Annotated in this window: 12 protein-coding genes and 1 pseudogene; 9 read left to right on the top strand and 4 right to left on the bottom strand. The window is 66.7% G+C overall.

Annotation, left to right across the window (positions count from 1 at the left end; all coding sequences use genetic code 11):
* Positions 1-629, bottom strand: a 629-nt coding sequence (locus QK444_RS20195) for a S1 family peptidase (RefSeq protein ID WP_282782568.1), incomplete at its 3' end; no start/stop codon positions are given.
* Positions 630-1,143: 514 nt separating this feature from the next.
* On the opposite strand from QK444_RS20195, the gene QK444_RS20190 reads away from it, so the two are divergent.
* The 9 genes from QK444_RS20190 to QK444_RS20150 all read left to right on the top strand — a co-directional run bounded on the left by QK444_RS20190 (position 1,144) and on the right by QK444_RS20150 (position 10,762).
* Positions 1,144-1,962: an ABC transporter permease gene (locus tag QK444_RS20190; protein WP_282782570.1), complete on the top strand. Its 819-nt coding sequence runs from the start codon at positions 1,144-1,146 to the stop codon at positions 1,960-1,962.
* A 3-nt stretch (positions 1,963-1,965) separates the two neighbouring features.
* Entirely contained in the window at positions 1,966-2,829 is an 864-nt protein-coding gene (locus tag QK444_RS20185; RefSeq protein WP_029932436.1) for an ABC transporter permease, read from the top strand.
* Between the two features lie 9 nt (positions 2,830-2,838).
* Entirely contained in the window at positions 2,839-4,338 is a 1,500-nt protein-coding gene (locus QK444_RS20180; RefSeq protein ID WP_282782565.1) for an MCE family protein, read from the top strand.
* Positions 4,335-5,363, top strand: coding sequence for an MCE family protein (locus QK444_RS20175; protein ID WP_282782563.1), 1,029 nt, complete (start codon positions 4,335-4,337; stop codon positions 5,361-5,363). The genes QK444_RS20180 and QK444_RS20175 overlap by 4 nt, the downstream gene beginning before the upstream one ends.
* A complete protein-coding gene (locus tag QK444_RS20170; protein WP_282782561.1) occupies positions 5,360-6,355 on the top strand; it encodes an MCE family protein in 996 nt (331 codons plus the stop codon). Before QK444_RS20175 ends, QK444_RS20170 begins: the two co-directional genes overlap by 4 nt.
* On the top strand, positions 6,355-7,449 hold the full coding sequence (locus QK444_RS20165; protein ID WP_039808039.1) for an MlaD family protein: 1,095 nt from the start codon (positions 6,355-6,357) through the stop codon (positions 7,447-7,449). Before QK444_RS20170 ends, QK444_RS20165 begins: the two co-directional genes overlap by 1 nt.
* Positions 7,446-8,567, top strand: coding sequence for an MCE family protein (locus tag QK444_RS20160; protein ID WP_282782558.1), 1,122 nt, complete (start codon positions 7,446-7,448; stop codon positions 8,565-8,567). Before QK444_RS20165 ends, QK444_RS20160 begins: the two co-directional genes overlap by 4 nt.
* Complete coding sequence (locus QK444_RS20155; RefSeq protein WP_282782556.1) at positions 8,564-9,736, top strand: MlaD family protein; 1,173 nt, start codon at positions 8,564-8,566, stop codon at positions 9,734-9,736. Before QK444_RS20160 ends, QK444_RS20155 begins: the two co-directional genes overlap by 4 nt.
* A gap of 108 nt (positions 9,737-9,844) precedes the next feature.
* Positions 9,845-10,762, top strand: a complete 918-nt coding sequence (locus tag QK444_RS20150; protein WP_282782554.1) for a hypothetical protein — start codon at positions 9,845-9,847, stop codon at positions 10,760-10,762.
* A 327-nt stretch (positions 10,763-11,089) separates the two neighbouring features.
* On the opposite strand, the pseudogene QK444_RS20145 reads toward QK444_RS20150, so the two are convergent.
* The 3 genes and pseudogenes from QK444_RS20145 to lhgO form a co-directional block, all read right to left on the bottom strand.
* A pseudogene (locus QK444_RS20145) lies at positions 11,090-11,524 on the bottom strand (ribonuclease H); the annotation flags it as partial.
* Between the two features lie 10 nt (positions 11,525-11,534).
* The gene (locus QK444_RS20140; RefSeq protein ID WP_282782552.1) at positions 11,535-12,134 is read right to left on the bottom strand and encodes an SRPBCC family protein; all 600 of its coding nucleotides are present in this window, start codon (positions 12,132-12,134) and stop codon (positions 11,535-11,537) included.
* The coding region (lhgO, locus tag QK444_RS20135) for an L-2-hydroxyglutarate oxidase (protein WP_282782550.1) at positions 12,131-13,279 on the bottom strand (1,149 nt) is incomplete at its 5' end. The genes lhgO and QK444_RS20140, both read right to left, overlap by 4 nt.

The following is a 13,279-nucleotide window of genomic DNA, read 5'->3' as shown; positions in this document are numbered from 1 at the left end:
TCCGCCATGATGGCGTCCATATTGGTGCCCACCTCGGGGCCGAAGCAGGCGATGGCCAGGTAGGCGTTCACCATGCCCACGAGGGTGCTGCCCACCACGACGGGCGCGCCGGAATCGCCCTCGACCACGCACATCTGGGTCCACGTCTCGTAGTTGGTGGCGAAGACGTCGCCCCAGGTGACACCGCAGGTGTTGCCGGTGGTCCGGCCTTCCTTGCAGACGATCATCGGGAACTGCGGCGGTGCGCCGAGACCGGTGATGGTCACGTTCCCGATCCGGTTGACCGGGATGACCCGACCGGGCTGGAATTCGATGACGGCGTAGTCGAGCGCGTGATTGGAGTACACGAACTTCCCGATCACGCCGTAGCCGCGGGCCGCCTCCGCGTACACCTGCGCGCCCGGGTCACCGCAGTGTCCGGCGGTCAGTCCGACCAGTCGGCCGGCGGCGTCGTGCCCGATCGTCGTGAGGGTGCATTCGTACTCGTTGTCGATGACGATTCCGGAGCCGCCGCCCAACACGGGGGGTGCGGGATCTGCTAGTGCGGTCCCGGCTCCCGACCCGAGCAGCGCCGCGCTCATGGCGACGGCGAAGGCGGCCTGGGCCACCTTGGCGAGTTTCCTGATCATGTCCCTCCAGACGTCGGATGCCGATCTGTCAACGGTGTCAGCACATCCTGTCAGTATTCGTCCCCGATCGCCCCTTGTACTGCCACATGTTGCGTAGCCGTGTCCTGACTCATCGCTGCGGACCGGTCGGATGTTGCCGACTCGACACCAACTCGCGGAATCATTACGCACCCTGGGTGGATTTCGGATAAATTATTTCCACTTAATTAATGGGGCGGGGGTTGTGATTGTGCTGAGATCGGTGAACGATTGTTCAAGAACTAGAACGAGTTCTAGACGCCTGCCTGGTTCTTTGTGATATTTCCCAACCATGTTGTCGCTGTTCACATCAGTTTGCGGAAAGTGATCCGGCTCTATGACGGACAGCACAAGGGCGTGATGTGTTTTTCCTAACTCCGTAGTAAGGTGCGTCAAGCAACAGTCGCCGGAGGCAGGTCACCGGCGTCGAGAGGGGTAGCCAGTGGTGCAGTTGACCAAGAGTCCGGGCGGGGCGGGGTCATCAACGGAATCACGTCTGAACACAGCGGTTGACTGGACCAAGAGGTACTGGGAAGACCATCCGAAACGGTCTCTGGAGACCGGCGGCCGCATGATGGCCATGGGGGTCTCGGCCGTCGCCGAACTCTTCATCGCCATCTTCCGCAAGCGTTTTCCGTTCGGTGAGTTCGTCCGGCAGTGCGCCTTCATGGCCAATGTCGCCGCGGCACCCACCCTGCTGGTCGCCATTCCCATCGGCGTCATCGTGTCGATCCAGGTCGGTTCGGTCGCCGGACAGGTCGGCGCCACCTCGTTCATCGGCGCGGCCAACGGCCTCGGCATCATTCAACAGGGCGCGCCACTGGTCACCTCGCTCATGATCGCGGGAGCGGTCGGCTCGGCCATCACCGCCGATCTCGGTTCGCGCACCATCCGCGAGGAGATCGACGCCATGAAGGTGATGGGCGTCGACCCCATGCGCCGCCTGGTCGCCCCGCGCCTGGGCGCGGCCATGCTGGTGTCGGTGCTGCTGTGCGGTTTCGTGGTCTTCGTCGGCTTCCTCACCGGCTACGTGTTCAACATCTTCGCCCAGGGCGGTACGCCGGGTTCCTACGTCGGCACCTTCTCGTCCTTCGCGGTGACCCTGGATCTGCTTGTCGCGCTGCTCAAGTCGCTCATCTTCGGCCTGCTCGCGGCTATCATCGCCTGCGATACCGGCCTGAACACCCGGGGCGGCCCGGGCGGTGTCGCGAACTCGGTCAACACCGCGGTCGTCATGTCCGCGGTGATGCTCTTCGGCGTGAACCTGATCCTCACCCAGGTCTACAACACCCTCTTCCCCCCACAGATGGTCTGAGTCGTGTCAGCAACGTATGTTCCGCCGCTGCTGCGGCCGTTCCAGAAGATCAGGAGCACCGGGCGGGCTCCGGTCGACTTCATCGCGCGGGTGGGCCACCAGGTCTTCTTCTTCCTGCGCTCGCTCGCCTCCATCCCGTTGGCCTTCAAGCAGTACCCCAAGGAGGTTTGGCGGCTGCTGTCCGACGTCACCTGGGGCAACGGCAATCTCGTCGTGGGCGGCGGCACCATCGGCGTGGTGATCATCCTGTCGGCCTTCGGCGGTATGACCGTCGGCATCCAGGGGCACACCTCCCTGAACCTGCTGGGCCTGAGCCCGATCACGGGCGCGATCTCCGCCTTCGCCACCACCCGCGAACTGGGGCCGCTGCTGGCGGCGCTGGCCTTCGCGGCCCAGGCGGGCTGCCGCTTCACCGCACAACTGGGCGCCATGCGCATCTCCGAGGAGATCGACGCGCTGGAGTCGGTCGCCATCCGGCCGCTGCCGTATCTGGTGAGCACCCGCATGATCGCGGCCATGATCGCCATCGTGCCGCTATACTGCCTGGCGCTGCCGGTGGCCTACATCTCCTGCTCGATCACCGTGCAGCTGATCGGCGGCACGGCCGCGGGCACGTTCCAGCACTACTTCTATCAGTTCCTGGTACCGCAGGACGTGCTGTATTCGATGCTGAAGGCGATCCTGTTCGTCGCCATCACCACCTTCATCCAGTGCTACTACGGCTTCTTCGCCTCCGGCGGCCCCGAGGGCGTGGGCGTGGCGGCCGGTCGCGCGATCAAGCTCTGCATCATCGCGGTGGTGTTCGCCGACCTGTTCATGACATTGGCCATCTGGGGCGTCGACCCCGGCATCCGGATCTCGGGATAGGGGGCGAGCATGATCATCGATCCGAGTGGGCGTGGACCGACCATGCGCCAGCTGCTCGTCGCGGGCATCTGCGGGCTGGCCGTCTTCGCCTTGATCCTGGGCTTTCTGATGGCGCGCTATCAGGGCTATTTCGTCGAGAAGGTCAATGTCACGGCCAATCTCACCACCACCGGTGACGGCCTGCCGCAGAACGCCGACGTGAAGTTCCGCGGTGTGCTGGTCGGCGTGGTCGACGAGGTGTCGGTGGCCGCCAAGGGCGAGCTGCAGAAGGTGCACATCGAGATGAAGCCGGAGTACGTCTCCGGCATCCCGGCCAATGTGACCGCCCGGGTGGTGCCCTCCAACCTGTTCGCCGTGACCTCGGTCGAATTGGTCTACAACGGACCCGATCCCGCCAATGCGCACCTGAAGGAGGGTTCGGAGATCCCGGAGGACCGCTCCAAGGGCACCATCGCGCTGCAGGACACCCTCACTACGGTGCGCGACATCCTCAGCAAGATCGATCCGATCCAGTTCGGCCGCGTGCTGGGCACCCTGTCCTACGCCCTGGACGGCAGCGGGCGCGTGCCCGGCTCCACCGTCGAGCGGGTGGACCGCTGGCTGCTGGCGGTGGACGAGTCCATTCCGGACCTCGGCGTCATGCTGGACGACTTCTCGCAGTCGTTCCGGGCACTGAACCAGTCGGCGCCCGAACTCATGAACGTGCTGGCGGACTCGGTGCAGACCGCGCAGACCATCTCCGACCGGCGCAGCGAACTGGCCGCGCTCATCACGGGCACGGGCGGCACCGTCGACAAGGTCAACGACCTGTTCGCCCGCAACCCCGATGTGGGCAAGGAGGTCACCGTCGGCACCAGTGCGCTGTTCGGCGCGATGTCCGACGATCCCGGCGCCATTCCGCAGGCCATCGAGAACCTGAACAACTCGGTGCGCGCGCTGGCCAGCACCTTCCACTGGGGTCCGCAGCGGCAGATGGTGTGGAATATGGGCCTCACCTTCACGCCGTACAAGCCCTACACCCAGGCCGACTGCCCGCGCTACGGCGAGCTGGCCGCGCCCAGTTGCGCCACCGCGCCGGCGGAGTCGAGTCCGGGCGAGCTGCCGGAGTCGTTGCGGCCCAGGGCCCTGGAGTCGGCGGCCGGGCTGCCGCCGGTGCAGCTGCCGGAGGGCTTCCCCGGCATTCCGGGACTGACCACCGCCGAGACCACCGAGCCGGGCGCACCGGGCGCACCGGGTGCGCAGCCGGGCAACCCGCTCAGCGGTACTCCGCTGGAAGGGCTGTTCCCGAACCTGTTCGGAGCAGCTCCGGCCCCCGCGCCCGCCCCGGCCCCGGATCCCGCCGCGCAGCCGCAGACCACGCCGGCCGCGGCCGGGCCGATCTCCTACGCCGGTGACGACGCGATCGTGGCCCTGCTGGGTCGCAAGCCGACCATCGCCGAGTACCTGTTGTTGAGCTCGATCCTGAGGGGTGGAACCTTGCAAGTGACCGAAACCGGAGGCGGCCGATGAGCATTCGCAAACCGCTGATCGGGTTCAGTCTCTTCGCGGTCGTCGCGATCCTGGTGACCACGGTCATCTGGAACACCCTCGCGCGCACCGTGGAGGGCTCCACCAACACCTACAACGCCACCTTCTCCGATGTCCTCGGGCTGCGGGAAGGGGACGACGTGCGCATGGCGGGCGTGCGGGTCGGCAAGGTCGAGGCGATCGAACTGGATTCCGACAACAACGCCCGGGTGAGCTTCATCGTGCAGCGCGACCAGTCGCTGTTCAACAACACCAAGGCACTGGTGCGCTACCAGAACCTGATCGGCCAGCGCTACATCGCGCTGGCCCCGGGACAGGGCGGCGACACCTCGGAACTGAAGAACAACGGGTCCATCCCGATCGAGCGCACCGAACCGTCCTTCGACATCTCGGGCCTGCTCAACGGGTTCCAACCGCTGTTCCAGGTGCTGTCCCCGGAGCAGGTGAACAACCTGTCGGAGACCTTCATCCTGGCGCTGCAGGGTGACGGAGTCTCGTTGAGCGCCTTCATCACCCAGGCCGCGGCCCTGGCCACCGACTTCCAGCGCCGCGACGCCATCCTGTCGGACGTGATCACGAACCTGTCCGGCGTGATGTCCGGCCTGGCCCGGCGCGGCGGCGAACTGGAGACCCTGGTCGCCCAGACCCGGGCGCTGATCGGCGGGCTGTACGCGCAGGGTCAGTCGCTGCAGGCGTCCACGGTGCAGATCGCCGACGCCACCGGCGCGCTGGTGAACATGCTCGGCGTGATCCAGCCGAAACTGGCGGTGGCGCAGAGTTCCACCCGCGACGCCCTGACCCTGCTGCTCGCCAATGGCGCGAAGTTGGATCAGGCCGCGATCGACCTGCCCGCCATCCTGGCCAATGTCGGCAAGTTCACCCAGAACGGCACCTACGCCAACGCGTACGTGTGCTCCCTGGACGTGTCCCTGTACGGCGTGCTCTTCCCGCGCGGTCTGTTCAACCAGATCGGCGGCAACTCCCACTCGGCGGTGTGCCGGCCATGATCGAGACAATCAAGAACCGCTTCCACAGCAATCGCAACTTCTGGCTCGGCCTGATCGGTGCGCTGGTCATCGTGGCGCTGCTGCTGGCCTCCAATGCCTATCGCCTGATCGGCGTGGGTGAGCAGTCCATCGAGGCCGAGTTCGCCCAGACCGCCGGTGTGAAGGTCGGCGACAAGGTGGACGTCTCCGGCGTTCCGGTCGGCCGGGTGGCCGGTATGGAACTCGAGGGTGACCACGTGCTGATCACCCTCCAGATCAGCGATGACGTGAAGCTCGGGCCCGATGCGCGGGCGGCCATCAAGATGGCCACCCTGCTGGGCGCGCGCTACATCGACCTCGATCCGGGCGACGGCTCCGGACTGCCGGGCGACCGGATTCCCGTGAACAACACCGATGTCCCCTACAACCTGGCCGACGTGGTGCAGGAGGGCACGCCCAAGTTCGCGGCCCTCGACACCCAGAAACTGGCCGAATCGCTGAACCTGATCAACCAGCAGCTCGGCGACACCCCGCAGCTCACGGTGCAGGCCCTGGACGCGGTCGGTGCGCTGGCCAAGACCATGAACGACCGCAAGAACGACGTCGACCAGCTGCTGAAGGATCTGGACAAGGTCACCAGGATTCTGGCCGACAACCGCAACAGCGTGCTGCTGGTGATCACCCAGGGTGAGGCCATCGCCAATCGGGTGATGGAGCGCCAGGGCCTGCTGCGCTCGCTGCTGGACAACATCGCCACCCTCAGCCGCCAGCTGCAGGAGATCGGCGCGCAGAACGACAACCAGTTCGGCCCGACACTCCAGCAGCTCAACACCATGGCCGAGGGTCTGCAGAAGAACAAGGACAACCTGGACCGGCTGCTGTCGATCATGCCGCCGTCGGTTCGGCAGTTCAACAATGTGTTCGGCAACGGCAATTACGGCGAGGTCGGTCTGCCGTGGCTGTTCCCGGACAACTGGCTGTGCTTCGCGCATGTGGCAGAGGGGTGCCAGTAATGACCAAGTTCACGCGAATCGCCAAGGCCGTCATGATCGGCGCGGCGGCCCTGGCCGTCGGCAGCTGCTCCGTCGTGCCCATCGGGGTGAAGGACGCCGTCGGACAGACCCAGCACTTCACCGCCGACTTCCTCAATATCGCGGGCATGTTCGAGGGCAACCCGATCACCGTGCTCGGCCTCGAGGTCGGCAAGGTCGACAAGATCGTGCCCAAGGGTGAGTACGTCGAGGTCCACATGACCGTGGACAAGGGCATCAAGATCCCGAAGGACGTGACGGCGGCGCTCATCTCGCCCTCCATCGTCACCGACCGGCACATCGAGCTGACCCCGGTGTACACCGGCGGTGAGACCCTGCCCGAGGACGCGCACCTGACCACCCAGCAGACCCGGACGCCGGTCGAGCTGGACCAGATGATCAAGACCATCGACGCCTTCGCCGAGGCGCTCAAACCGCAGGAGGGGCAGGAGGGCATCGGCCCGCTGTCCGGTCGGGTGCTCTACCCGATGCTCAACGGCCAGGGCGAGAAGATGCGCGACACCCTCAACGCCCTCTCCGGTGCGCTGAAGGTGGGTGTGGACAACAAGGACGCGGTCTCCAGCATCATCATCAAGCTCAATGAGCTGACCACCATGCTGGCCGAGAACGACCAGGCGGTCCGGGATTTCAGCGACAAGATGACGCAGATGTCCACGCTGCTGGCCGAGCAGGCGCCCGGCCTGCAGGCCACGCTGGATCAGCTCAATGCCTTCCTGGCCAATACCAGCGGTGCGTTCGCGGAGTACCAGAACGAACTCAACGGCACGCTCACCGGTCTCACCAATGTCACCCAGCAGCTGCGCGACAACGCGGCCGGTGTGGTCGAGATCGTGGACGTGGCACCGCTGCTCATGCAGAACCTGGACCGCTCGGTCAACCGTCAGGGCCGGTTCATCCGCCTGCACGCCGTGCTCGGCACCGCGCTCTCCGGTGAGATCGTCAGCCTGTTCTGCGAGCGCATCCAGATGCGGGCAGACGGCTGCCGCACCGGCAAGATTGAAGATTTCGGACCCGATCTCGGGCTCACCGCGGCAATGTTGGGACTGACACGATGAGCAACCGACTGAGCCGGGACGCCCGGCGCACCAAGCGGATTCGCCGCGGCGTGGTCGCACTGGCCGCGACCGTCTCGACGCTGGCGGTCTCCGGCTGCGGTGTCACGGTCGAGAACCTGCCGCTGCCGAAACCCGGTGCGGGGCGAGATACGTACACGATCCACGCCGTTTTCGAGAATGCGCTGAACCTGCCGGACCAGGCCAAGGTCAAGATCGGCGGCTCCGACGTCGGCGTGGTCACCAAGATCGAGACCAAGAATTTCGAAGCGCATGTGGATCTGGCGATCCGCACCGATATCGAACTCCCGGCCAACAGCACCGCCGAACTCCGCCAGGCCACCCCGCTCGGCGATGTCTTCGTGGCGGTGTCCAAGCCCAAGGACGAACCGGGGCAGCAGGTCCTGGAGGACGGCGACACCCTCAGCCGCGAGCAGACCTCCGCGGGCGCGACGGTCGAGGAACTGCTGCTGTCGGTCTCGCTGCTGTTCAACGGCGGCGGCATCGCCAGCCTGACCAAGATCACCAACGAGCTGGAATCCATTGTGGGCGGGCGAGGTCCGCAGCTGGCCCACCTCATCACCCAGATGACCGGCATCACCGCCAGCCTCAACGACAACAGCGCCCGGGTGGACCAGACCCTCGCGGGATTCAGCGCGCTGGCCACCACCCTCGAGGCCAATCACAACGAACTGGGCCAGGTGGCCGACAGCCTGCCGAACATGATCGGCGCCATCGCCGAGAACAACCAGGCCCTCGGCGAACTGCTCACCAAGGTCTCGACAACCAGTGCGGCCCTGGGCGACTACGCCAACACCACCTCCGCCGAACTGGCCAGCCTGCTCGACAACGTGCAGCAGCTCATGGACGCACTGGCGCAGACGGAACCGAATCTCGGCCCGGCGCTCGACGCCCTGCGCGAGATCCGTCCCATGGCCGACGCGTCCTTCAAGGGCAACACCCTCGCCGTGGCCGCCACCCTGACCATGCTCGACATCGGCCTGCTCACCGATCCGGCCAACAGCAAGTTCCCGGACCTGAAGGACTTCAGCGATTTCGCGGGCAGCCTCATCCAGGTGTTGCAGATCGTCCAGGGCCGGATCTCGGGGGGCCACCGATGAGCTGGGTGAAGGCGCACAAGAATCTGGTGTCGAACGCCGCGCTGGTGCTCATTCTGCTGGTGGGTGCGTCCTACCTGGCGGTGAGCGTCATGCGGGTGAATCCGCTGCGCGATACCTACCGGGTGACGGTCAACCTGGACCGTTCCGGCGGTCTGCAACCGGGCAACGACGTGACCCTGCGCGGCTACCGCGTCGGCAAGGTCGCCGAGATCTCGCTGGTCGACAATGGCGCGGGCATCGCCGCCATCGCGGAGATCGACACCAAATACAAGATCTCCTCCGATACCCGGATCGCCGTCCAGGCGCTCTCGGGCGCCGGTGAGCAGTACATCGACTTCCGGCCGAACACCGACCAGGGCCCGTACCTGCGCGACGGTTCGGTGGTGGCCTTCGATCCGGAGGCCGTGCGGACCCCCACGCCGGTATGGGCGGTGCTGGACAACTCCAGCGAGCTGATCGCCCAGGTCGATCCGGACAAGTTCAGTGTGATCCTCAACGAGTTGGACATCGCCTTGTCCGGCGGCCAGGACCAGTTGCGCGCCATGATCAACGGCATCAGCCTGGCCGCCGCCGGGCTGGACGGCCTGTTGCCGCAGACCACCAATCTCATTACGAACCTGCGCACCATCGCCGACACCACCTCGCTGGCCCAGCCGGATCTGGGTACGCTGACCGCGAATTCGGGTGTGCTGTTCCAGCAGTTCAACGACGCCAACGCCGAACTCCAGCGGATCCTGGAGCAGGCGCCGGGCCAGATGGAGACCCTCGGCGCGGTGCTCGACAAGACCGCCGATCCGATGACCAGCCTGGCCCAGAACTTCGCGGCCATCACCAAGGCCGCGCAGTTGCGGGTCCCCGCGTTGCGGGCGCTGTTCCCGTCGCTCGTGGTGGGCACCTCGGCCATGGGCGTACCCGCGCACGACGGCGAGTTCTACACCATCGTGGATATCTGGCCGCGCCCGTACTGCCAGTACCCGGCCAAGACGGTGCGGCCCGAGGTCGCCACCGACAACACCTTCCCTCGGTGGACGGGCACCTGCCTCAACCCTCCGGCGGATCAGCAGATTCGCGGTTCGGCCAACGCGCCGCGGCCGGATGTGCCGAACAACGGCGCCAATCCGCCCACGGATGTCGACCTGAACGAGCGCACCCTGCCGCCCGTGAAGTGAGCGCGAGCATCCCGGTACGGTGGTGTGGGTCACCGGGCCGGGCTTACTCGCCGAGCAGAACCTAGACGGTGCGTCCGCAGCGCACCGGGAAAAGTGAGAGCAATTTCCATGTCGGATGACGCTGCCCAGAACAAGACAACCGAAGAAGACGATTCGACGGCCGGGGCCGATGCCGTGGGCAGCGCCGACACTGCTGCTACGGAGAAGATCGAGGCCGCCGACGCCACCGCGGAATCGACGCCGGACCTGAGCAAGAAGGCCGATGCGGCCGAGCCGAAGGCCCCCGAAGCCAAGGCCCCCGAAGCCAAGGCCACCGAAGCCAAGGCCACCGAAGCCAAGGTCCCGGCAGCGAAGGTCTCGACCTCGAAGAGCGCCCAGCCGACCCCGCCACCCCCGCCGCGGGAGCCGCAGCGCCCCGCCGCCACCGGAGGGGGCTCGGGTGGTGGATCGCTACCGCTCATCGCCGCGTTCACCGCGGGTGTGCTGCTGGTCGCCGCCATCGCCACCGGCGTGTGGTTCTTCCTGCAGAACCGCACGCACGAGAACGAACTCGCCGCCCGCGACGAGGCCACCGCGGCCGCTTGCGAATTCGGCAAGGCGGTCTCCAGCTATGACGCCGCGAATCTGGGCGACTACTTCGACAATGTGAAGTCGCGCTCCACCGGACAGTGGGGCCAGTTCTTCAGCGGTGCGGCCGACACCCTCGAAACGGCCATGAAGAGCGTCAACGCCCGCTCCACCCTGGACGAGATCCACTGCGCCTACGAGTCCGGCGACGAGAACAAGGCGTCCATCGTGCTGATCATCACCCAGGTCCGCTCCAATTCGGTGGTGCCGCAGCCGGACATGCTGACCGTGCCCGGTGTGGCGGAGATGGAGAAGAAGGACGGCAAGTGGCTGGTGGCCAACTTCGACTCCCCCACGCTCAAGGGCCTGAACCCGGTCGCCCCCACCGGCCCGCAGCCCGGCCAGACCGAACCCGAGCAGCCCGCCCCCGACGCCGAGACCCCGGCGCCCGGTAACTGACCCCACACCCGATAGCGGACGCCCCACTCGCAACCAGGCGGGTGGGGCGTCTGTCGTTCGGGGGCGGTCGCCTCAGAACAGCGTCAGGGCGTCCGGGTCGGGTGCCGCGGTGGCCGACCGGCGACGCATCGGCGGCGGGGCGGGAATGGTGTCCTGCAATGCGGCCGGATCGGCTACGGTCGCGGCCGTGGTCGCCGCATGGGCGGGCACCACCGGAATCGGCGTGGTCGGCGGGGTGGCGTCGGCGGCTCGGGTGTGGGGCGGTGTCGCGGGCTCCGCCGCGGCGGGTTCGGTGAGGTCCGGTTCGGGCAGGTCCGGATCGGGCAGCGCGCCCGCGGCCACCTTGCGCGCGGCCTGTCCCGCCAGCGTGTCGGCCTGTTCGTTGAAGTAGTTGCCCACATGTCCGCGTACCCAGCGGAAGCGCACGGGCCCGGGGCGAGTGGAGATGGCCTCGTCGATCAGGCGGATGAGTTCGACATTCTTGACCGCGCCACCGTTGGAGGTGCGCCAGCCATTGCGTCGCCAGCCGTTGATCCACTCCGAGGCGCATTTGATGGCGTAGAGGGAATCGCTCTCGATGAGCAGGGGTTCGGATCCGTGATGGGCGCGTACCGCCTCGAGTAGCGCGCGTAGCTCGGCGATCTGATTGGTGCCGGTGGGAGCTCCGCCACTGGCCGATCCGCCCGCGTGATTGACCCAGGCCCACCCGATGGCGCCACCCGGGTTACGCAGGCACGATCCGTCGGTGCTCACGATGATCATGCTTGGCACCCTACGCAATCCGGCCGACAAGATCCGTTCCGTGGAATCCCTCTATCTCCCTTCGCAATTGCGATTCGGTCCGTCGCACCGCCGATTGTACGGCCGGATGCAGCATTCGTGAGCACAGGCGGCCTAGAAGACCTGGCGGTTTGAAATACTCCGCCTCGGAGGTGATCACCGAACGACCGTAGCCCAGCGGATCGAATCGCAGGCTGACCACCGCGAGCGGGGAGTCCGCAGGCGCCGCCTTCCCCGGTCGGCGCCTGCGGAGTGTGTACTCGATGACCGCGTTGCGGCGGTACTCGGTGATCTCACACTCGACCGTCGGATGCCACGGGCCCACCCGGAGGGTGCACGCGAAGGTCGCCCCCGCACCGTGGTCGGTCTCCCCGACGGGTTCGAAGGCGGCGACGGCGAAGGCCCAGTCCGGCACGAACTGATGGTTGTCCGTGTATCTGAACGCGACCTCCACGGGCGCTCCGACGTCGCTCGCGAGTTTGATATGGCCCATAGGTGCTCCCTGTCCCACGGCTGCGGTTAAAAGTACTACATCCGTCCTCTTTATTGTCAGGGTTACCGAGCCTTTGCCGCATTCCCGATATGTGATCAACCGTCCAATTCATTGACGATGTGAGCCGCGATGGGCAGCGCCGATGTCGCGGCGGGTGAGGGGGCGTTCAGGACGTGAACCGACCGATCCGTTTTCTCGAGCAGGAAATCGTGGACGAGCGTGCCGTCGCGCAGCACTGCCTGCGCCCGGATGCCCGCCTCGCGCGGCAGCAGGTCGTCGAGCGTGAGCTCCGGGCAGTAGCGCCGACATTCGGCCAGGTAGCCGCGCTTGAACAGCGAATTGCGCAGCTCCCGAACGCCGGTCCGCACATTGGCCGCCGCCACCCGGTGAAAACCCCGGAATCCCAGGATCTCCCGCACATCACGCAGATCGACGCTGCCCTTGCGGTAGCCCTCGCGGGCCAGACCCAATACCGCGTTCGGCCCGACGGTCAGGTCACCGTCGATGGTGGGGCTCAAATGCACACCCAGGAAGGGCAATTCGGGGTCCGGGATGGGATAGATGAGGGTGCGCACCAGATCTTTGCGGGCCGGCGGCAGCTGGTAGTACTCGCCCCGGAACGGCACGATGCGCAGCTGGGTCCGCAGGCCCGCCAGCCGCGCCAGCCGATCGGCCTGCAGACCCGCGCACACCACCAGCCGCCGGGCCCGCCAACGTCCGGCCGGGCCGGAAACGGTGACCGCGTCGCCGGTTTCGTCGATGGCGGTGATCTCCGCCCCGAGTATCACGGTGCCGCCCGCGGCCCGCACCTGCGCCGCCAGCGCGGCCGTCACCCGGGCGTAGTCGATGATCCCGGTATCGGGGACGAACAGCGCGCCCACCCCGGTCACCCGGGGCTCGCGCCGCCGCAGTTCGGCGGCGTCGAGCAGTTCCACGTCCACGCCATTGGTGGCCGACCGCTCGTACAGCGCCAGCATTCGGGCATGCTCGGCGGAATCGGTCGCCACCAGCAGTTTTCCGCACACCTGGAACGGAATGCCATGTGCCGCCGCGAATTCCTTGGTGCGCCGCGCCCCTTCCCGGCACAGCCGCGCCTTCAGGCTGCCCGGCGCGTAGTAGATGCCGGAGTGGATGACGCCGCTGTTGTGCCCGGTCTGATGGGTGCCCAGCGCGGCGGCCTTCTCCACCAGCAGCAGACTCGCCCCGGGGTGGCGGGACAGCAGCCGGTGGGCCGTGGCCACGCC

Origin of the sequence: Nocardia sp. CC201C (genome assembly GCF_030010695.1) — a bacterium.
Lineage (GTDB): Bacteria > Actinomycetota > Actinomycetes > Mycobacteriales > Mycobacteriaceae > Nocardia > Nocardia otitidiscaviarum.
This window is presented reverse-complemented; position numbering and strand designations above follow the sequence as displayed.

What these genes read in the sequence shown, in the direction of transcription:
- QK444_RS20180 (WP_282782565.1), top strand. Translation starts at nt 2,839, where the DNA reads ATGATCATCGATCCGAGTGGGCGTGGACCGACCATGCGCCAGCTGCTC.
- QK444_RS20175 (WP_282782563.1), top strand. Translation starts at nt 4,335, where the DNA reads ATGAGCATTCGCAAACCGCTGATCGGGTTCAGTCTCTTCGCGGTCGTC.
- QK444_RS20160 (WP_282782558.1), top strand. Translation starts at nt 7,446, where the DNA reads ATGAGCAACCGACTGAGCCGGGACGCCCGGCGCACCAAGCGGATTCGC.
- QK444_RS20165 (WP_039808039.1), top strand. Translation starts at nt 6,355, where the DNA reads ATGACCAAGTTCACGCGAATCGCCAAGGCCGTCATGATCGGCGCGGCG.
- QK444_RS20170 (WP_282782561.1), top strand. Translation starts at nt 5,360, where the DNA reads ATGATCGAGACAATCAAGAACCGCTTCCACAGCAATCGCAACTTCTGG.
- QK444_RS20155 (WP_282782556.1), top strand. Translation starts at nt 8,564, where the DNA reads ATGAGCTGGGTGAAGGCGCACAAGAATCTGGTGTCGAACGCCGCGCTG.
- QK444_RS20150 (WP_282782554.1), top strand. Translation starts at nt 9,845, where the DNA reads ATGTCGGATGACGCTGCCCAGAACAAGACAACCGAAGAAGACGATTCG.